We start from the raw sequence: 20,287 nt of genomic DNA, 5'->3' as shown, positions 1-20,287 counted from the left end.
ATGTTGGTTTTAGCGTTTTCGTCGTGCGCCCAGCATAGCGATTAGGGCCAGCACAATAAAGATATTCAATGGACCACCGCCACCAGAGCCACTTGTTGGTGGGGTAATTGGTGTTTCTGGTTCGGTTGCCGTTGGGCCTTCATCACCAATTTGGCTGTTATCCTTGAGCACAAAAAGACCATTAGAAATGTCGCTTACGAGGATGTTGCCGCTGGGTAAGTAAGGGTAAGCGCCCCAAGCGCCATCGAACTGTGGGTCGTTAGCTTCTGGAATAGGGTAAGTATCGAAAAAGCCAATTTCCTTAGGCGTCGCAGGATTCGCAACATCAAGAATCGTCAGCCCACGCTTATAGTTCGACATATAATATTTGTCGCCTAGAGTGAAGCCATTGTGATCAATCGCGCGTGTTTGTCCTTCGAATTGGCCAACAACCTGCGGCGAGGTTAAGTCGCTAATATCCATCACATACAAGCGAGTATTCACGTCTAAGTTACGCTCATCAAGTTCGTCCTGTACGAAAATAAAGTTCTTGTCTTTGGAGTACCAGCCAGAGTGTGTGTAGCTCGCGCCGTTGTAAGGCGTGCTACTGATTTTTGTAGGCGCAGACTTGTCGGTAGTGTCCCAAATATCGACGGTATTTTCATTGAAGTCGATAAATAACTCACAAGGGTTATGGCCGTTCGCACATTGCTCTGTTCGATTGTCATCGATGATAAGGTTGGTCGCGTCATGGACATAACCTGTGGAATCCGGCGTGGTGACGAGTGCGGGATTTTCAGGATCCACTAAGTCAAAAACACGGTAAGAGCCGTTGCCTAAATTTGAACCAGCGATATACAGATAAGCGTCGTGCCCATCAAGCGCAGTGCCGTTGGTATAGTCGATGTTGCCTAAATAAATATTATGCGCCGTTTTGAAGACATCTATGGTGTTGACTAGCTGGATGTTATTCGGTGCATCGCTTAAGTCGATGACTTGGAGGCCGCCCTGGCCTTCGGTGGTGACGTAGGCGTAAGCCTTATAGCGGTCACTAGTTTGGTCGAAATACTGGTAAACTTTCACGTCGCGCCAAGTGCTATCAACGCCAGAAACAGTGCCCACTTCGGCTGGGTTGGTTGCATCGGTAACGTCAATAAGAGTTGTGCCATTAACCAAACCCATGACGGCATATTCGCGGTTGTTATTGAGATCGACGTAACCCCAAATATCGCTAGCGCTAGAAGGCGTAGTGCTCAAAGAGGCGAGAGAAAACTGTGAGATTAAATCCACTTGATAACAAGGAAACTCATCCGCGCTACCATTTTGGCAGGAGATTTGCTTTTTATTGGTTTGGTTAACCTTTTGATAGCGGTCGAGCATATCGAGGTATTCAGGCTTTACGCGAAACTCCTGATTGCCCTTACTGTCTTGCAGTAGGCGAAAGCCTTTTTTCTGTAACTTGTCACGATATTCAGCGGGCAGTCCGACGATGGTTGTGACGTTCTTTTCAGGGTTTTGTTGATGGTAACCATTTTCTTGTGAGAAGCCACCTTTGACCGCGACCATGTCATTCAACAAATAGAAGATATCCATCTCTTGAGCAAAATATTGACCCGAAGCGACATAAATCTTGTCGCCTTTGCTCGACTGATTGACCGCATAACTGATCGAGGCACAAGGCTTTTTAGCTTGCGAACAATTGCCTTGGTCGACACCGTCTTCGGCGACATATCGAATTGGATGCGCACCACTGTGTGCGAATACAGGTTCAGCAATAAAAGCCAAAGGCGCTGTAACTAACAGGGCAATATGGATCAGTTTGTTCATGGGGGCTTGCTCCAGAATGTGTCTAATTTCTAGCCTATACCAAGAAAATGTCTATTTCTATGAAAAATGTCTGTTAAAGATTAGGAAAAGTGATTATTTTGAAATAAAGAAAGGCCTATGGACGGAGGCTCTTGGAATGGTGCTCTGTGGAAGGTGCTCAGGTAAAGAGAGCTTAGCAAAAAAACATGAGGAAAAAACATGAAGCAATTAGGTGTCTGGGGATTGTTGCTGTTAATGTCAGTATCTAGTGCTGGCGCGCTGGCCGGTGTGGAGAAGCCGGCGATACCGTTACAGAGTCACTTAACTTCGGTGAATGGTCATCAACTTCATTACCATCAAAAAGGGCAAGCTGAGCAGAAGCCTCTACTAATTTTATTATCTGGGCCAACCGATAATTGGCACAGTGATAGTGCTTGGTGGATCTTGGCGCAAAACTATTTTTCAAAAACCAGTCTCGGACAAAACAGCCTTGCCAAAAACTATCAGTCCATCGCCATCGATCGTGCTGGACAAGCATGGTCAGAACACATTGAAGCGCCGTCTTATCGCCAGTTCGCTGATGATCTGGAGGTCTTACTATTATCAAAAGACGTTATCGACTCACAGCGTGAATTAGTTTTTGTGGCATTCGCCAGCTCGAATTTGTCCTTAAAGCTGTTGCTCGACAGTCCCCAGCTAAAGTCACGCACAAGAGGCGTGGTGTTAATCGACCCTGACGTACTCACGCCCCACTCGATAAAGCACTACACCAGCGAAACCGAGGTCTATAAAAAAGGTTGGCAGGGCTTAAAAGACTATATTGAGTCTGGTAAATATGATCTGCGAATTAAGGAAAAACTTAAAGCAGAGCGTGAGCATTTAATGACGCTTATTCCAAAAAAGCTCGAAGCTTTTATGGACTGGGATTATTACGATGCGGTTGAGGCGATTCGGAACACGCGGGATTATCAAATCCACAAGTTTTTAGAGGCTAGCGTTTATAAAGAGGATTTAGAAGCAGCAGTTAAACATCCGCTAGACTCAGAGTTACCCTTGGTTGTACTGGATACGGATTTTGAGAGTGCTTATTTAACGACTATCGAGGATGAAGCGGTTAGAGCATCGATTGCAAAGTGGCGCGAAGAAGGTATTGAGTGGTACTTTGAGTTAGCCAAGGCAAGCGATTGTGGGGCATATTGGCCGGTGGATACAGAGGAGCACTTATTGATGATGACGCAGCCAGAATTGATTGAGCAGGCCATCGAAAAAGTGTTGGCCTGCTCAAAGTAGACAATAAGAAAGCGTTAAAGAGGGCGTTGTACGTTTTCTTTAATCGCTTGCTCTTTAACCGCTTCAGCCACTTTTTGTGCGACGTTACGGTTTAGAGGATCGGGAAGAACGTGATCTGGTGATAACTTATTAACCGCACCTGCTAAAGCATGCGCTGCGGCAATCTTCATGCCCTCAGTAATTCTTGTTGCACGAGCTTCTAACGCACCGCGGAAAATTCCAGGGAAAGCCAACACGTTGTTGACCTGGTTCGGGAAGTCGCTACGGCCAGTACCCACTACTGAAGCCCCTGCTGCTTTCGCTTCGTCAGGCATAATTTCAGGAATTGGGTTAGCCATGGCTAAGATGATCGGATCCTTGTTCATGAGCTTAATATCGTCGCCTGTCAGCAAGTTACCTTTTGATACGCCAATAAATACATCTGCATCGCGCAGTGCGTCGATTAAGTTGCCGTTACGATTATGACGGTTTGTATAAGCTAGAATCTTTTCTTTTTCGTGATTAAGGTTATCGCGGTCTGAGGAAATTATGCCCTTAGAGTCACACACAAGAACATCTTCCACCGGAATACAGGCCGATTCTTCATGACCTACGCAACGCAGTAATTTTGCGATAGCAGTACCCGCCGCACCAGCGCCATTAATGACAACTTTTAATGTCTGAATATCTTTACCAGTAACCTTGCAAGCGTTAATTAACGCCGCTAACAGTACAATCGCTGTGCCGTGTTGATCGTCGTGGAATACTGGAATACCTATGTCTTGTAACGCTTCTTCAATCTCAAAACATTTTGGCGCCGCGATATCTTCGAGGTTAATACCGCCAAAGGTCGGGGCGATAGTTTTGACCGTGGTTACAATTTCTTCAACGGAAGCTGCATCAATTACTAGTGGCACTCCATCAATGTCGGCGAACTCTTTAAATAGAATAGCTTTACCTTCCATCACAGGAAGAGCAGCTTCTGGGCCGATATCGCCAAGGCCTAAAACGGCTGAACCATCGGAAACGATAGCAACCGAGTTACCTTTCATTGTGTACAGGTAGCTGGAGTTTTTGTCTTTTGCGATGTGATTAGAAACGGCTGCAACGCCAGGAGTGTAGGCTACGGAGAGGTCATCGCGGTTTTGTAAAGGGACTTTACTCTTGATTGCCCATTTGCCGCGTAAGTATTTGTGAATATCTAAGGATTTTTTGAAAAACTCGCTCATGATTATGTTTTCTCGCTCATGATTGTAGGTGTGAGAATTGATGCGTTCTAATGATACGCCTATTGTACGCCATTTGTGGTCGGATTAGCACCGTCAAACAAGGGTATTTAAGGAAAAGCCGTTGGTTAACGGCTTTTTTGGAGTGTTTTAAACGTTAGTCGATTATTGCGGTTTGGCGAAAACCTTGCGGAGCCAGTAGTCGACCGAGAAGTAACGACCGCCGCCGGTAAAGAATAACGAGGCTAACATGGCAAAATAAGTTGCAGCGAACTCTATTCCGTTTTGAAGGATTGCAAAGCTACCCTTCTCTGTTAGCCAGCTGTAATTGCCATGTTCTTGTAAAATACTACGGCCCATTTTTAAGCGCTCTGCAACTTCAGGGTCGGACGACTGAGCGATGGCATACCAGCCGTTATCCCAGTGTACTGCAAGCGCTGCAACCAACATGGTGATGATCAGTGGAATCGCCGCCCAACGGGTGGCAAAGCCAATCAGGATAAAAATACCGCCCACCATTTCAGCGCTAGCGGCTAAGAACGTCATCACATCAGGTAGTGGCATGCCAAGGCTCGCAAACCAGTCTGAGGTACTGGAGAAGTTTGCGAACTTTCGTGCCCCAGCTTCGTATAGCGGAAAGAATAGGATCAGTCGGAAAAGAAGTGGCGGTATCCCGTCTAGGTGCTTCACGTAGTGACACACACAAGCCTGAAACTGATGGTATTTTTGAACTAGATTACTCATGATAAATCCTCTTGTTATGGTATTCCGCTATTTTTTAAATGACTCCTTAGAGTTTTTTAGTCGGAATACTGCTTTCTTGATAAGGGTGAATCTTATCTAAAGGAGTCGATAGACCGGTTTCTGTTACAACTCTTACGTGATGACGCTTTAATCCGCGCGGCTCTGTCACACCACAAGAGTGCGCAATAACGCCGACAGCTTTGACTAAGTTTTTATGATAGTGGTAAACGCGTTCAGCTTTATCAGGCACCACTAAACCTTTTTGTAAATCAGGATCATGGGTGGTGACGCCTGTAGGACACGTGTTCTTGTTGCATTGAAGGGCTTGGATGCAGCCTAAGGCAAACATAAAGCCGCGAGCGGATAAGGCGAAGTCTGCACCCATAGCTAAAGCCCAAGCAACGCCTGATGGATTGATCATCTTACCTGAGCAAATAACTTTTACACGATCGCGCAGTCCCTGTTTTTGTAGGACGCTCAAGACTAAAGGCAAGCTTTCCTTAATCGTAAGACCGACATAATCAAACAACGGCTGTGGTGCAGCGCCAGAGCCACCATCGGCACTATCGATAGTAATAAAGTCGGGCGCGAACTTAATACCGCGTTTATGGATTTCTTCACACAGGTCAAACAAAAACTCATGGGTGCCAATAACCGTTTTAAAACCAACCGGTTTACCTGTTAAGTCACGAATATGATTGATCATATCGAGCAGGTCGCTGACATCATCAATTTCAGGATGTCCATTAGGACTAATGGAGTCTTCGCCGTCAGGGATGTGGCGAATCTTAGCAATCTCTTCGGTCACTTTTCTGCCAGGCAGAATACCGCCTTTTCCAGGTTTTGCACCTTGCGCTAACTTTAATTCGATCATCTTGACCTGATCGTGAGAGCACACCTTAATCAGCTTTTCATCCGACAAAGTACCGTCATCGTTACGTACGCCGTATTTTGCGGTACCAATTTGAAACACGACATCACCGCCACCAGAAAGATGGTGAGGCGATAAGCCTCCTTCGCCAGTATTGATCCAACAACCCGCTTTGGCAGCCCCTTTGGCTAGCGCTTGAACCGCAACTTTAGATAAAGCACCGTAGCTCATGCCTGAAATATTAAAAAAGCTTGGGGCTAAATAGGGTTTTGGGCAATAAGGGCCAATTAAAAGAGCTTCAGATTCGACCGCGTTCTCTTCCAGAGTGGGGAACTGATCGTTAAGGAACATCACGGTGCCAGTAGGCGTTAAGTTGCGAGTAGAGCCGAAAGCTAGGGTTCGGCTGACGTTTTTGGCGGCACGATAGGCCCAGCTTCTTTCCGCTCGATTAAACGGCATTTCTTCGCGATCGAGGGTAAAGAAATATTGACGGAAAAACTCACCAAGATGCTCAAACCAGTAACGAAAACGTCCTATCACCGGGAAATTTCGGCGAACGGCATGCTTCTTCTGAGTTTTATCAATAATGTAGGTGATGACTATGGCAATGAGTAAAAGCGTTAGCCCTAAAACGAAAATAAGCCCAATCCAATTAAGCACGGTTTTAGCAAATGCCATAAAGCCAAATTCCATCAAGTATTCCTCAGGTTATCATTGGTAAGGAGTTTATATCTTACGCTATAGCCATGTTTTGTAGTATAAATCAGTGATTTATAAGCCTAGTTAGTCTAAGGTTAATAGAGACCTTACTAGCAAGTCAAAAATACCTGCTTATTGGAAACCGAGGAGCCGATGGAAACACGACCATTACCGCCAGAAAAAGAGCTGGTGGAGCGTTTAAAGAATAACGATATCGCGCTATTCGAACAGGTAGTTAAAGAGTACCACTCGTCAATGTATGCGGTAGCTTACGCTATTGCAGGTTCGTCGATAGCAGACGAAGTGGTGCAAGAAGCATGGATTTCAGCAATTAACGCAATCAATAAATTTGAAGGACGATCCGCACTAAAATCTTGGTTAATTCGAATTACAGCAAATGAAGCGAAAAGTCGCCTACGCAAAGAGTCTCGCTCAGTGTCATTAGAGGCTGTCAACGAAAACTGGGCAACCGATACTCGTTTTACCCAGCAAGGGCGCTGGGCTGATGGAAACCCAGAGTGGGATATATCCTCACCTGATGAGCTGTTGTCTGCGGGCGAATTAAAGGATTGCCTCAAGAAACACATGGACAAACTCCCCGATAAACAACAACAGCTATTAAATTTACGCGATATAGGCGGACTTGATATGGAGGCGATATGTAACATCTTGGAGATCACAGCATCTAATGCCCGAGTACTGTTACACCGTGGGCGCGATAAAATGCAGCGAGTTATTGCAAAATTTCAGAGGACTGGAGAATGTTGAGTTGTAAGCATATTGTCGATCTTGGTACTGACTACCTGGATCAAGAGTTAAATTTTTGGAAAAAAGCTGAGATGAAAATGCACTTAATGATTTGCGGACCTTGCCGTCGCTACATCAAGCAGCTCAAGCAAACAATCACGATGCTGTCACATTGGCGGATGAAGCAACCTACTACCGAACAACTTGAACAATTGAAAAGTAACTACCAGAAGGCCGTTTCAGAGGGATAGAGCGGGAAAAAGCAGAAAAATAGGGTGGAAGGGCTAGCCACTCTCTTTAAAAGCAAGAATGGCTATAGAGTCCAATTACGATTCTTTTTCCGGCTTAATAGTGCCTTCCATGCGCTCTAACTTATTATCAACAAAATGAAGAATTAGGCGTTTCGAGCGAGTTTCACCACTCGTCGGCTTCATGTAATACAAGTAATACCATGTATTTTCTTCTAAATTCGTGTCCAAAGCCGGCTTACCCAGAATAAAAGCGATTTGCTCTTTAGTCATCCCAGGTTCAATTTTATTGACTTCTTCTTGTTGTAAAATATTACCCTGTTGGATGGCTGGGGTATAAACACAAGCCGTCGAGAGCGCGATTAGTAGCGATAAACAAAACAGTTTTTTCATGGATTACCTAATTTCTTGAGTTATTTGTGATTTTATAGGTTCTTATTTAACTTTCCAACTTACTTTCTATACAATCTGCTGACTAGTATAATCATTTAGTCGCTCAAATCTATTGGAGGATGTATTTTTGGAAAGTAAACAGTTACGAAAAGCAGGTCTTAAAGTAACCTTACCGAGGGTTAAGATTTTGCAAATACTGGAAAGTTCCGAGGAACGCCACTTAAGTGCTGAAGACGTTTACAAGATGCTGCTTGAAGCTGGAGATGATGTAGGTTTAGCGACGGTATACCGTGTCTTAACACAATTCGAAACTGCTGGGCTGATTGTTCGTCATAACTTTGAAGGCGGACATTCTGTATTCGAACTAGACGATGGCGAGCATCATGATCACATGGTTGACGTCGAAGACGGTACTGTTACGGAGTTCATTAACGACGAAATCGAACGCCTACAGCACGTAATCGCCGAAGAACATGGTTACGAGATTGTGGAGCATAGCTTGGTTTTGTACGTTAAAAAGAAGAAATAACCTCAAAATTATCTTTTGGCGCGATTGCTTTGTTAAATCCGCCTGCTCACTCAGTCATGCATTGAGTACGCACTCCCTCGTTGCGCGGCGAACTTGCCGCGCACTCACACCAAAATCTGAATTTTGTATCATCCCTCAAAATAAAATCTAGTTTTTGAGCCGTGGCGTATTTACAACACATAAAGGTATTCCTTCCAGTCTCGCACTTCTAACTATTCGTCTTTGCAAGCGAAGCGCGGCAAGCTCGCTTTTAATCAAGAGGGCGAACTAAACCTATTCGAACTCATACCCAAAGTGCCATTTCAGCTAGTCATGAAATAGCAAACTTCCTCGCAATGACAACATCCAAGATTTTGTAAAAAAAACTGACTGTTTGTTTTTTGTACAGTTGGGCGTATACTTTTTGCCTTGGAGTCCAATTTGAACTCTATATAACGCTTGCGCTTGTGTGTTTTTATCTGAGTTATAAAAAGGAGTTAACGATGTACAAGCGTATCCAAACTATCTGCCTATTTGTGGCAGTCATACCATTTGTTTTATTCATGAGTCATTCCGTCGATGCAGCTGATGAACCTCCACCGGCAATGGCAGAAATGTGGCATTTTAAAATTGATGGAGCCGATCAAGCCAAGTTCGAGAAAGCTTTAGAAGCTCATGCGAAATTTAGAAAAAGCAAAGGTGATCCTAGGAATTGGGCCACTTTTACACCGCATACCGGCGTCATTGGGCGTGACTACTATATCCGACATTGTTGTTTTACCTGGAGTGACCATCAAAAATACAATGAACTTGAGGTGCACCAGGACTTTGTTAACCATTGGAATAATGGGCCGGGTAAATATGTGAAATTAAGTCGTCACTTTTACTCTTGGTTCGATCATAAGAATAGTAATTGGTCGAAAAACACCAAATCCAATCTGCTTCGCTTAACGCATCATAAACTAAAACCAAACTCTGATATCGGGCCAATTGTAAAAGAAATTTCAGATCTGGCGCGGGATATTGGATGGAAGAGATCTTGGGGTTGGTCTTATGAACGCGACATGGACGGAATCTATTTAACCCTAGCCATGCCAAGTGAGAATTTTGCAGGTTTTGAAGAGCCGAAACCAGGCTTTGAAGAGCTTGCTTCTAAAAGGTTAGGTGAAGATAAGCTAAGAGATTTATTTAGTCGCTTCGATGAGCATGTTGAAAGTTTAAGCTTTAGAATCATGAAGCATAGACCCGAGTTTTCAGTGGTACACGATAAATAGAACGCTGTATCTAGGTTAAAACAGCCTCAAAGACTGTTGCTTTGGGGCTTTATTCTAGGGTTTAAACCTCGATTACGCGTTGCTAATCGAGGCTACGCAGTGGTTGACCCTCAAAAGCTTGTCATTCCGGCCTTGAGGGGGAATCTAGTGACTATAATATTGTAAGCGAATCAAGCTGTAAGCTTGGTAATGTCGGTAAATCGTCTGTATGGGCTAAATAATTAGTCTTCTAAGGTTATCTTAAAGCTCTGATCCATAAATTCAATAACGTCACCAGACACTATTTTTTTTCGCTTCTGAGTCTCGACAGCACCATTAAGCTTAACCAATCCTTCGCTGATGACCGTTTTAGCCTCGCCACCGCTACCGACAATCCCTTCAAACTTAAGGATTTTAAATAGCTCGACGGGTTCTTTGTTGATAATGATAGTTTGCATAATAGGCCTACTGAATCTAAAGGTAATAATTAATATGTGAGGTAGAGGTTATTAATTTAGTAACTCTCTTGCATGATTCCGGATGGTTTCGGTTATTTCGACGCCACCAATCATTCGGGCTAATTCTTCCACACGCTGCTCTGTACCCAGCTCTTGAAGTTCGGTTTGTGTGCTTTTCTTGTCTTGGGATTTTGCCACCATCAGGTGTTGATGGCCTTGGGCGGCGACTTGCGCTTGGTGCGTGACGCAGAGGATTTGCGCCTTCTTGCCTAAGTCTGCCAAAAGCTTGCCAACGATTTCTGCGGTGCCACCGCCAATACCAACGTCGACCTCATCGAAAATCAGGGTTGGCAGCTGTATGGTTTGTGCGTTTATCACCTGTAGCGCTAAGCTGATACGGGATAACTCACCGCCAGACGCGACTTTGCGGAGCGGCTGTGGTTGTTGGCCGGGATTAGTGCTAACCATAAACTCGGCAGTTTCTAAGCCATTGGATTTATAGGTTTCTTTGTCGACTGGGTTCAAGGCAACTTCGAATACACCATTACCTAAACCTAGATCTTTCATCAGCTTCACAACTTGCTTTTCGAGGTTTTTAGCGGATTTAGCACGCTCTTTCGATACTTTTGAAGCAATTTTGTGGTATTTCGATTGCTGAGCTTCGAGTTCTTTTTCAAGCTCGTCGAAGGTTTGCTCGTCGCCGGAAAGCTGCTCGAGTTCTTGCTCAATGGCTTGCTTAGTTTCCGGCAAATCAACCATTGTCACTTGGTGTTTACGCGCTAAGTCGTGCAATAGTGTTAGCTCTTGGTCTAACTGCTGAAACTCTGCTGGATCGATATCGAGATGCTCAATATAGTCGCGCAATTCGTGGCTAGCTTCTTCAATTTCGACTAGCGCCGACTGCAACAGATCGTGTGTATTAGTAACACCTTGATCCATTTGTTGCATATCGCTGATGATATGAATAATGCGACCAAGCTGACTCGCTAGATTGTCGTCATTTTCGTGAAGCGCCATCAAGCTTTGTTGCCCTTGCTCTAATAGCTTACTGGCATTGGCTGCGCGCTTATGATCGTTTTCGATATCTTTTGCGCGGTCAATCGGCGCCTTTTCAAGCTCTTCCAACTGAAACGTCAACAAGTCGCGACGATCGTTTTTGTCTTTTAAAGATTCCTTAAAAGAAGTTAACTTCGTTGAAATGGTGCTTATTTGTTTTGAAATTTCGCGTAACTGTGAAGTGTCTTGCGTTAAATCGGCGAAACGGTCGAGAAGCTGTAAGTGAATCTGGGGTTTAAACAGTGATTGATGTTCATGTTGGCCATGAATATCCACTAGAAAATCACCAAGCTCATTGAGTTGAGTCAAATTAACCGGTTGGCCATTGATAAAAGCCCTTGAGCGACCATCATGGTTAATGACGCGACGAAGAATACAATCTTCTTCCTCATCTAGCATCTGCTCTTCAAGCCATTTTTGTACGGGTTTTAGCTTAGAAATATCAAACACGGCACTAATCTCAGCGCGTTTAGCGCCATTTCGCACCACGGCACTGTCGGCGCGAGCTCCCAGCGCGAAAGAGAGTGCATCCACCATGATGGATTTACCCGCACCAGTCTCACCGGTGACCACTGTCATACCTGATTGGAGGTCCAAATCAAGTTGTTCGATAATGGCAAAGTCTTTGATATGAATACTTGAGAGCATAGGCAGTATTATTGTTTAAGTTTGATGAGCTACAGTCGAAATATTTGGTCTTTTCCAAATATAGCAGAACCAGAAAAAAAGCATTGCAGGGACATGAAACACCACAATCGCAATAGTCCACAACATTTTCTTATCTTTTGGAACACGATTCGATTTAAACATGAAGGCTGTGTAGCCTACTATTAATGTGATACTAAGAATGACATAAGGGAGTATTAGGTTCTGGATTGATTCAATGTCCCCATTTGCAAATGGAGCCGTAACAACCGTTGAGTAAGCATAAATAATTTTCGCCAAGGGTAATAATGTCACCAGTAACGCTATAGTCGCAACAAGTCTGTTAATCATGCAAGTCCTTATTTTTATTGACTCTTTACTGAGCTAAAGCTTCGAACCCCAACCTAGCTTAGTACGAAGCAGGCTGAAGTAGTCGTAATCTTTAGGGTGCAATAGCCATAAGTCTTCTTTGCGTTTGCGAATACAAATCTTCTCCCCTGGGGCGACCGGGAATCGCACCTGTCCATCACAACTTAAGCGAGCTTCGTTCTCATTAGCTTGGCTGAATACGATATCAACTTTGCTCTCTGCGTCAATGGAGATTGGGCGACTGGATAGCGTATGTGGGAACATGGGGACGAGCGATATGGCGTTAATTGACGGTGACATAATAGGACCGCCAGCGGATAAAGCGTAAGCCGTAGAACCCGTTGGCGTCGAGATAATTAAGCCATCGCCGCGCAGACTGTAGACGAAGGAGTCGTTAATATAGACCTCGAATTCGATCATGCGCGAGATTTCACCAGGATAGAGCACGATATCGTTTAAGGCATCGCTGTAGCGTTCTTTATTGTTTTCACCATCAATGTCAGCCTCGAGCAAAAAGCGGCGTTCTTGGCTGTATTCACCACTTAACACTTCACTGACTTTTTCGGTCACTTGTTGTGGCTGTATGTCCGTTAAGAAGCCAAGATAACCACGGTTTACACCTAGCAGCGGGATATTGTAGCTCGCCATCAAACGTGCAGCATAAAGCATTGAGCCGTCGCCACCGACTACGATAACTAAATTAGCGTTCTCGCCAATCGTCTGCCAGGTCGCTTGATGATCGGCTTTAACGTCCAGATCAGACGCAACAGAGTCTTCGACGAGCGGTTGATAACCTTCGTCTAGCAAATGGCGATAGAGTGTCATAATGGTTTCGCCGACTTCTTTATGTTTCGGTTTCCCCATGATGCCGATAGTTTTAAAGCTTAAAGCAGGAGCCACGTTTGCTCATTATCCCTTGTAATTGCATTATTGACCCACATTTAAGAATATATACAGCCAATAGGCAAGGGTTTTACTCAATCAGAATTGAAACTAACGACAACACCTTAATAAGGAACTGACTGATATCCATGAGCAAATTTGACCAGCGTGCGCAGATCTTGATGAAAACCTTGGTGGAGACTTATATCTCCAGCGGTCAGCCCGTGGGCTCAAAAACCTTACTGGAGAACTCACAGTTAAGCGTCAGCTCAGCGACCGTGCGCAATGTAATGCAAGATCTTGAAAGTATGGGCTTACTAACCGCGCCGTACACGTCAGCCGGGCGAATTCCAACCTCGCAGGGCGTTCGCTTGTTTGTCGATCAGTTGCTTACCGTCTCTGATGTGGAAGAGATTTACTTGCAGCAGCTACAGCAACATCTGGGCAAAGTTTCGGAAACGGGCGAGATGTTGTCGAGCGTCAGCAATATGCTGTCTCAGGTTACTCAAATGGCGGGGCTGGTGCGAGTACCGCGCCGCGATGTGACACGAGTGAAACAAGTGGAGTTTGTACCTTTATCACAGGACGCAGAAGCGCAGAATAAAGTGTTGGTGGTGTTGGTATTAAGTGATGGTGAGGTGCAAAACCGTGTAATCCAGCTAGATACGCCGGTAACGCGCTCAGAGCTACAGCAAGCATCAAACTATGTGAATCACCATTTTGCCGGCAAGGAGCTGGACACAGTACGCCGTGAATTGCTGAACGAGCTTAAGGCAGATCGTGCGAAGATGGATCAGATGATGGCGTCGATGGTCGAAGTTGCTGAAAAAAGTTTTACAGGCAACGAAGACGACGAAGTCCAGGTCACCGGCAAATCACAACTATTAAACTGGGTGAATTCTGGTGATATTTCGGACTTACAGTCGGTATTTAACGCCTTTTCCGAGAAAACACAGATGTTGACCTTGTTGGATAAATGCTTGAACGCCGATGGTGTTCAGCTCTTTATCGGCGAAGAGTCGGGCTACGACGTCTTTTCCCAGTGCAGCGTCGTCGGAGCGCCTTACAGCATTGATGGCGAAGCGGTTGGAGTTTTAGCGGTGGTGGGGCCGACCCGCATGGACTACAACAAAGTGATCCCCATGGTCGATATTACCGCAAAATTAATATCGGCAGCCTTGAATAATGACGATGAATCCTCATATTGAGTGACACTAGAGAATTCGAGTTCGCTTGCTGCCTTTAAAGGTTTCCAGCAGGCGTTGATAGCGAGTAAGAGATAACGTTTGGAGAGACCTATGTCTGAGAAAGACAAGCAAAATCAAGAAGTTGAAAAAAACGAAGCACTAAGCGAAGAGCAAATGGAAGCTGCTGAAGAGCAAGTGAAAAAAGTTGTGGACGAAGCTTTAGAAGAAGCAGTAGAAGCGGCTGAAGAAGATAACTTAGCGGATCTAAGCGATGAAGAGCGTAAAATCATTGAGTTAGAAAAAGCGCTAGAAGAAGCAGAAGCTAAAGCTGCTGACAATATGGATTTGGCACTGCGCACCAAAGCTGAAGCTGACAACATTCGTCGTCGCTCTGAAAAAGAAGTGATCAGCGCGCGTAAGTATGCGATCGAGAAATTCGCTGAAGAGTTGTTGGCGGTAGTCGATAGTCTTGAGCAAGGCCTGCAAGCAAAGGCTGAACACGAAGAGTCGAAAGCTATGAAGGAAGGTATGGAGTTGACTTTGAAGTTAGCCCTATCGACCTTGAACAAGTTTGGTGTTGAACAGTTAAACCCTATGGAAGAAGTGTTTGACCCACAGTTACACGAAGCTATGACCATGGTTCCGAGCCCTGATCATGAGAAAAACACCGTGATCGACGTCTTCCAGAAAGGCTACTCACTCAACGGTCGTGTTATTCGACCAGCACGTGTCGTGGTCGCTCAATAGCGTAAAATAAAGTAGTTAAAAGGTGTTGAAGGAAGCTGTCTCCATAAAAAAGGGACAGCTTTTTTTATATCTATCCGTTATAAATGCCCACTTTCTGAGCATTTCGTAATACAATACCCCAAATTTTGAAACCATAATCACGAGAGAATAAAGATGGGTCGAGCCTTCCAAAACCGTAAAGAGTCCATGGCGAAAACGTCTGATCAAAACGCCAAGGTCTACAGTAAATACAGTCGAGAAATTTATGTGACAGCTAAACAGGGTGGATCTGAGCCGGAAAGTAATCTGGCCTTAAGAAGCTTAATGGACCGTGCTAAGCGTGATCAGGTACCAGCCCATGTTATCCAAAAAGCTATCGATAAAGCTGAAGGTGGGGCGGGCGAAGACTTCGCGGTGGCACGTTACGAAGGTTACGCTCCAGGCAATGTTATGGTTATTGTGGACTGTTTAACTGATAACCCAAACCGTACTTTTGGTGAGGTTCGCCAGTGTTTCGTTAAAACTAAGTCAAAAATTGGCACAGAAGGTAGCGTGATGCATATGTTCGACCACAGCGCTATTTTTGTCTTTGCTCATGATGATGAAGAAGCAGTTCTCGAAGCGTTAATGATGGCGGATGTTGATGTGACCGATATCGAACATGAAAACGGCAAAATTACCGTTTTTGCACCACAGCAAGAGTACTTTAAAGCCAAACAGGCATTACTCGATAATTTTGAAGGCATCGAGTTTGACGTTGACGAGATCCAGTTTATTCCTAAAGTGATGACGCAGATTTCTGGTGAAGATAAAGAAATGTTCGAGAAGTTTTTGGAAATGGCTGATGATCAGGATGATGTGCAAAACGTTTACCATAACGCTGAGTATTAATATTTAAGTAAATATCAGAATAAGGCTTAAAATGATTACGAAAAAGCTGGTCTTTGGAGCAGCTTTTTTTATGATTTTTTAAAAGATACCCCTTGAAAAAAGTGCCCCACCACCAATATTCCATTCTAAGTTGGGTCTGCTCGATTATTACGATAGACATTTGAGTGGCCTTTTTGAGTAACCATAAAAAAAGTAGGCTTAAGGGGTTGATCTACCTTACCCAGCCCCCACATAAGCTACAAGCAAGATTTAAAGACCCTTTTGGAGTGAAAACATGGCCAAAATAATCGGAATTGATTTAGGTACAACAAATTCATGTGTTGCCGTTATGGACGGTGACAAACCTCGTGTTATTGAAAATGCTGAAGGCACACGCACGACCCCATCGATCATCGCCTACACCGACGGTGAGACTTTGGTTGGTCAGTCTGCGAAGCGCCAAGCAGTAACTAACCCAGAGAATACCTTATACGCTATCAAGCGTTTGATCGGGCGTAAGTTCAAAGATCAGGTAGTTCAAAAAGATACGGGTATGGTTCCTTATAAAATTATCGAAGCCGACAACGGTGATGCTTGGGTTCAAGTAAACGATAAGAAAATGGCGCCGCCTCAAGTTTCTGCTGAAATCTTGAAAAAGATGAAGAAAACAGCGGAAGACTTCTTAGGTGAAGAAGTTAAAGAAGCAGTAATTACAGTTCCTGCATACTTTAACGATTCACAGCGTCAAGCGACTAAAGACGCCGGCCGTATCGCTGGTTTAGACGTAAAACGTATTATTAACGAGCCAACAGCGGCAGCGTTAGCATACGGTATGGATAAAGAGCGTGGCGATCGCACGGTAGCTGTTTATGACCTTGGTGGTGGTACTTTCGATATCTCTATCATTGAAATTGCAGAAGTTGACGGCGAGCATACGTTCGAAGTTCTTTCGACCAACGGTGATACATTCCTTGGTGGTGAAGATTTTGATATGCGCGTTATCGAGTACTTGGCAGAAGAGTTCAAGAAAGACTCAGGCATCGACCTTAAAGGCGACGCACTAGCGATGCAACGTTTGAAAGAAGCTGGTGAGAAAGCGAAGATTGAATTGTCTTCAAGCAGCCAAACGGAAGTAAACCTACCGTACATCACGGCTGACGCTACAGGTCCTAAGCACCTTAACATCAAGCTAACTCGTGCAAAATTAGAAGCATTAGTTGAAGACTTGGTAGAGCGTACGCTTGAGCCTGTAAAGCAGTCACTAAAAGATGCAGGCGTTTCTACGTCAGAAATCGACGACGTTATCTTAGTCGGTGGTCAGACTCGTATGCCTAAAGTTCAGGAAGCTGTTTCTGGATTCTTCGGCAAAGATGCTCGTAAAGACGTTAACCCTGATGAAGCAGTTGCCGTTGGTGCAGCAATTCAAGGTGCGGTACTAGGTGGTGATGTGAAAGACGTTCTACTACTAGACGTAACGCCACTAACGCTTGGTATCGAAACAATGGGTCAGGTAATGACTCCGCTGATTGACAAGAACACAACGATTCCGACTAAGGCATCGCAAACCTTCTCAACAGCAGAAGATAACCAAACAGCAGTAACGGTTCACGTCCTTCAAGGTGAGCGTAAAATGGCCTCGCAGAACAAGTCACTAGGTCGTTTCGACTTAGCCGACATTCCACCAGCGCCACGCGGTACGCCACAGATTGAAGTTACGTTCGACATCGATGCCAACGGTATCATGCACGTTTCTGCGAAAGATAAAGCGACTGGTAAAGAGCAATCGATTCAGATTAAAGCCTCTTCAGGTTTGAGCGATGAAGAAATCGAGCAAATGGTAAAAGATGCTGAGGCGCACGCTGAAGAAGATAAAAAGTTCCAGGAGCTAGTCGAAGCGCGTAACCAAGCGGATGGCCTAGTTCACGCTTCTCGCAAATCGTTAAACGACGAAAGCATTACGTTTGAAGACGGCGAGAAAGAAGCGATTGAAAAAGCGGCTAATGAGCTTGAAGAAGCGATCAAAGGCGACGACTTAGAAGATATCAAAGCGAAGACTGAAGCGTTAAGCCAGGCATCTGCGAAGATGGCTGAGCGTATGTACGCAAACGCACAGCAGCAAGCTGAAGCTGGCCAACAGGCTGGTGGTGAGCAAGCATCTGACAGCAATGCTGGTGATGATGTGGTTGATGCTGAGTTCGAAGAAGTTAAAGACGATAAAAAGTCGTAATTAAAACGTCTTTTTGACTCGATAGCTTTGTTGCTGAGTTTTCTGCGAGTGCTCATTTACCTGAGTAAACTCCGCTTCTCGAAAACTCAGCGCCTCGCTCTCAAGCCAAACAGCTCGTTTTAAGAGATTATCTTTTGGATATGATGTCCATGGATAAAAAGTTAAGGTAAACGCAGGATTTGGTTCCTGCGTTTGCGGTTTAAAAAGATTGAAGAAAAGTAGCTAATTATGTCGAAACGCGATTATTACGAAGTATTGGGTGTGTCGAAGGGCGCTGACAAAGCCGAGTTGAAAAAGGCTTATCGTCGCTTAGCGATGAAGAACCACCCTGATCGTAATCCAGATGATAAAGAAGCTGAGCAACGCTTTAAAGAAGCGAAAGAAGCCTATGAGGTTTTGAGCGATCCACAGAAGCGTCAAATGTATGATCAGTACGGTCATGCCGGCGTTGACCCAAGCATGGGTGGTGGTGCTGGTGGCTTCGGCGGTGGTGGCGAAGACTTTAACGATATTTTCGGCGATATTTTCGGCGATATCTTTGGTGGTGGCGGTGGTCGTCGCGGCGGTGGTGGCAGACGCCAAGCCCGCGGTAACGATTTACAGTACAACTTAGAGATAACGCTTGAAGAAGCAGTTAAAGGCGTTGAGAAGGAAATTAAAGTTCCGACTTACGTCAACTGCGATACTTGTGACGGCGATGGTGCAAAGCCAGGCTCGGGCACTACCACTTGTACGACTTGTGCGGGGCAAGGTGCTGTTCGCATGAGCCAAGGCTTCTTCTCAGTGCAACAAACTTGCCCAGATTGTCAGGGCACGGGTCAGATGATTAAAGATCCTTGTAACGACTGTCATGGTCAAGGTCGCGTACACAAGACGAAAGAACTTAAAGTCACGATTCCTGCGGGAATTGATGACGGCATGCGAGTTCGCTTAAGCGGAGAAGGTGAAGCTGGCGGACCTGGTGCCATTACAGGTGATTTGTATGTTCAGGTTTACGTAAAAGAGCATCCGATCTTTAAGCGTGACGGCGTTAACTTATACTGTGAAGTACCGTTAAGTTTTGTGACGGCAGCACTCGGTGGAAAACTCGATGTACCAACCCTTGAAGGCAAGGTAGCCTTAACTATTCCAGCCGAAACGCAAACAGGCCGTATGTTCCGCTTGAAAGGCAAGGGTGTTAAAGGGGTTCGCAGTAGTATGGTTGGTGACTTACTATGCCGCGTGATTCTTGAAACGCCGGTAAAGCTGAGCAAGAAGCAAAAAGAGCTTCTAGAAGAATTCCAACAAACGGTCAATGATTCGGATGGTAAAAACAGCCCGAAGCAAACTTCTTGGTTCGATGGCGTTAAAAAGTTCTGGGACACCATGACCAACTAAATCTGATCAATCTTTTGAATTGTAAAGCCCGCCTTGTGCGGGCTTTTTTGTAATTGGCGGAAAAACCATTTATGCTCATGAGCATATTTTTATGTGATTGATGGATAGAGATGATAGAGCGATTGTTGAATACTAAGATACTCATTTTTGGGGCGACGCTGGTGTTGTTAGCCGCTTGTTCGGGTAAGAAAAAATTAGAGCCGTTACCAAGTGACGCTACTATTGTTGCTTTTGGCGATAGCTTAACCGATGGCGTTGGCGCTTCAGCAGGTAAATCCTATCCAGATGTGTTATCACAGTTGTCGGGTCTAGAAGTTATTAATGCTGGGGTGTCGGGGGAAGTAACCGCTCAGGGAGTTCAGCGATTGCCTTTAGTTTTGGAAACGCACGACCCTGATTTAGTGATATTGATGGAAGGTGGCAACGATATTTTGCGTAATCTAAACCAAGCCCAAACCAAGTCTAACCTTTCGAAAATGATAGAAATGATTCGATTGTCTGGTGCCGAAGTTGTTTTGATTGGCATTCCAGAGAAAAGCTTGTTTTCAGATTCAGCGGGCTTTTATGAAGAATTAGCGCTTGAGCATCAAGTTGTGTTTGATGGTGAGACTATGTCCGATCTCTTGAAAACCCGATCCTACAAGTCCGACTCGATTCATCTTAATAACGAAGGTTACCAAGTCTTAGCTGAAACCATTTATGAACTGCTTCAAGAGCAGGGCGCACTTTAACAGTAAGATAATCAAT

Annotated in this window: 20 protein-coding genes; 11 read left to right on the top strand and 9 right to left on the bottom strand. The window is 44.8% G+C overall.

Annotation, left to right across the window (positions count from 1 at the left end):
• Nucleotides 1-9: 9 nt before the first annotated feature.
• Nucleotides 10-1,806 carry a choice-of-anchor B family protein gene (locus tag ABD128_RS06420; RefSeq protein WP_343988215.1) on the bottom strand — a complete coding sequence of 599 codons (1,797 nt, stop codon included), beginning with the start codon at nucleotides 1,804-1,806 and terminating at the stop codon, nucleotides 10-12.
• A gap of 198 nt (nucleotides 1,807-2,004) precedes the next feature.
• On the opposite strand from ABD128_RS06420, the gene ABD128_RS06415 reads away from it, so the two are divergent.
• Nucleotides 2,005-3,075, top strand: coding sequence for an alpha/beta fold hydrolase (locus tag ABD128_RS06415; RefSeq protein ID WP_343988212.1), 1,071 nt, complete (start codon nucleotides 2,005-2,007; stop codon nucleotides 3,073-3,075).
• A 14-nt stretch (nucleotides 3,076-3,089) separates the two neighbouring features.
• Here the strand turns inward: ABD128_RS06415 and ABD128_RS06410 are convergent, their stop codons facing one another.
• The 3 genes from ABD128_RS06410 to ABD128_RS06400 all read right to left on the bottom strand — a co-directional run bounded on the left by ABD128_RS06410 (nucleotide 3,090) and on the right by ABD128_RS06400 (nucleotide 6,588).
• Complete coding sequence (locus ABD128_RS06410) at nucleotides 3,090-4,283, bottom strand: NAD(P)-dependent malic enzyme (protein ID WP_343988209.1); 1,194 nt, start codon at nucleotides 4,281-4,283, stop codon at nucleotides 3,090-3,092.
• A gap of 162 nt (nucleotides 4,284-4,445) precedes the next feature.
• Complete coding sequence (locus tag ABD128_RS06405; RefSeq protein ID WP_343988206.1) at nucleotides 4,446-5,024, bottom strand: HvfX family Cu-binding RiPP maturation protein; 579 nt, start codon at nucleotides 5,022-5,024, stop codon at nucleotides 4,446-4,448.
• A gap of 46 nt (nucleotides 5,025-5,070) precedes the next feature.
• Nucleotides 5,071-6,588 carry an FMN-binding glutamate synthase family protein gene (locus tag ABD128_RS06400; protein WP_343988204.1) on the bottom strand — a complete coding sequence of 506 codons (1,518 nt, stop codon included), beginning with the start codon at nucleotides 6,586-6,588 and terminating at the stop codon, nucleotides 5,071-5,073.
• 159 nt (nucleotides 6,589-6,747) lie between these two features.
• On the opposite strand from ABD128_RS06400, the gene ABD128_RS06395 reads away from it, so the two are divergent.
• Both ABD128_RS06395 and ABD128_RS06390 read left to right on the top strand, forming a co-directional pair.
• Complete coding sequence (locus ABD128_RS06395; protein ID WP_343988201.1) at nucleotides 6,748-7,362, top strand: RNA polymerase sigma factor; 615 nt, start codon at nucleotides 6,748-6,750, stop codon at nucleotides 7,360-7,362.
• A complete protein-coding gene (locus tag ABD128_RS06390; RefSeq protein WP_343988199.1) occupies nucleotides 7,356-7,592 on the top strand; it encodes a zf-HC2 domain-containing protein in 237 nt (78 codons plus the stop codon). The genes ABD128_RS06395 and ABD128_RS06390 overlap by 7 nt, the downstream gene beginning before the upstream one ends.
• Before the next feature lie 75 nt (nucleotides 7,593-7,667).
• On the opposite strand, the gene ABD128_RS06385 is transcribed toward ABD128_RS06390, so the two are convergent.
• A complete protein-coding gene (locus tag ABD128_RS06385) occupies nucleotides 7,668-7,982 on the bottom strand; it encodes an outer membrane protein assembly factor BamE (RefSeq protein WP_343988196.1) in 315 nt (104 codons plus the stop codon).
• Nucleotides 7,983-8,109: 127 nt separating this feature from the next.
• On the opposite strand from ABD128_RS06385, the gene fur reads away from it, so the two are divergent.
• Together fur and ABD128_RS06375 are read left to right on the top strand one after the other, a co-directional pair.
• Nucleotides 8,110-8,511: a ferric iron uptake transcriptional regulator gene (gene fur / locus ABD128_RS06380; RefSeq protein WP_110199813.1), complete on the top strand. Its 402-nt coding sequence runs from the start codon at nucleotides 8,110-8,112 to the stop codon at nucleotides 8,509-8,511.
• A gap of 482 nt (nucleotides 8,512-8,993) precedes the next feature.
• Complete coding sequence (locus tag ABD128_RS06375) at nucleotides 8,994-9,764, top strand: hypothetical protein (RefSeq protein WP_343988191.1); 771 nt, start codon at nucleotides 8,994-8,996, stop codon at nucleotides 9,762-9,764.
• Nucleotides 9,765-9,985: 221 nt separating this feature from the next.
• Here ABD128_RS06375 and ABD128_RS06370 read toward each other — a convergent pair whose 3' ends face one another.
• Genes ABD128_RS06370 through nadK form a run of 4 tightly spaced genes read right to left on the bottom strand, consistent with a single transcriptional unit; the run spans nucleotide 9,986 to nucleotide 13,171 of the window.
• Nucleotides 9,986-10,201 carry an RNA-binding S4 domain-containing protein gene (locus ABD128_RS06370; protein WP_343988188.1) on the bottom strand — a complete coding sequence of 72 codons (216 nt, stop codon included), beginning with the start codon at nucleotides 10,199-10,201 and terminating at the stop codon, nucleotides 9,986-9,988.
• A 51-nt stretch (nucleotides 10,202-10,252) separates the two neighbouring features.
• Entirely contained in the window at nucleotides 10,253-11,905 is a 1,653-nt protein-coding gene (gene recN / locus ABD128_RS06365; RefSeq protein WP_343988185.1) for a DNA repair protein RecN, read from the bottom strand.
• Nucleotides 11,906-11,920: 15 nt separating this feature from the next.
• Nucleotides 11,921-12,253, bottom strand: a complete 333-nt coding sequence (locus ABD128_RS06360) for a hypothetical protein (RefSeq protein ID WP_343988183.1) — start codon at nucleotides 12,251-12,253, stop codon at nucleotides 11,921-11,923.
• Nucleotides 12,254-12,286: 33 nt separating this feature from the next.
• Nucleotides 12,287-13,171, bottom strand: coding sequence for an NAD(+) kinase (nadK, locus tag ABD128_RS06355; RefSeq protein WP_343988181.1), 885 nt, complete (start codon nucleotides 13,169-13,171; stop codon nucleotides 12,287-12,289).
• A 131-nt stretch (nucleotides 13,172-13,302) separates the two neighbouring features.
• Between nadK and hrcA the strand changes: the two genes are divergently transcribed.
• From hrcA to ABD128_RS06325, 6 genes are all read left to right on the top strand, one after another.
• Nucleotides 13,303-14,361 (top strand): heat-inducible transcriptional repressor HrcA, encoded by a 1,059-nt coding sequence (gene hrcA, locus ABD128_RS06350; protein ID WP_343988178.1) that lies wholly within the window; start codon nucleotides 13,303-13,305, stop codon nucleotides 14,359-14,361.
• A gap of 90 nt (nucleotides 14,362-14,451) precedes the next feature.
• On the top strand, nucleotides 14,452-15,087 hold the full coding sequence (gene grpE, locus ABD128_RS06345; RefSeq protein ID WP_343988175.1) for a nucleotide exchange factor GrpE: 636 nt from the start codon (nucleotides 14,452-14,454) through the stop codon (nucleotides 15,085-15,087).
• Between the two features lie 153 nt (nucleotides 15,088-15,240).
• On the top strand, nucleotides 15,241-15,957 hold the full coding sequence (locus ABD128_RS06340; RefSeq protein ID WP_343988171.1) for a YebC/PmpR family DNA-binding transcriptional regulator: 717 nt from the start codon (nucleotides 15,241-15,243) through the stop codon (nucleotides 15,955-15,957).
• Between the two features lie 274 nt (nucleotides 15,958-16,231).
• On the top strand, nucleotides 16,232-18,163 hold the full coding sequence (gene dnaK / locus ABD128_RS06335; protein ID WP_343988168.1) for a molecular chaperone DnaK: 1,932 nt from the start codon (nucleotides 16,232-16,234) through the stop codon (nucleotides 18,161-18,163).
• Between the two features lie 228 nt (nucleotides 18,164-18,391).
• Entirely contained in the window at nucleotides 18,392-19,540 is a 1,149-nt protein-coding gene (gene dnaJ, locus ABD128_RS06330) for a molecular chaperone DnaJ (protein ID WP_343988165.1), read from the top strand.
• Nucleotides 19,541-19,665: 125 nt separating this feature from the next.
• Nucleotides 19,666-20,271, top strand: a complete 606-nt coding sequence (locus tag ABD128_RS06325) for an arylesterase (protein WP_343988162.1) — start codon at nucleotides 19,666-19,668, stop codon at nucleotides 20,269-20,271.
• Nucleotides 20,272-20,287: the final 16 nt, after the last annotated feature.

Origin of the sequence: Kangiella japonica, from assembly GCF_039523535.1 — a bacterium.
GTDB lineage: Bacteria > Pseudomonadota > Gammaproteobacteria > Enterobacterales > Kangiellaceae > Kangiella > Kangiella japonica.
This window is presented reverse-complemented; position numbering and strand designations above follow the sequence as displayed.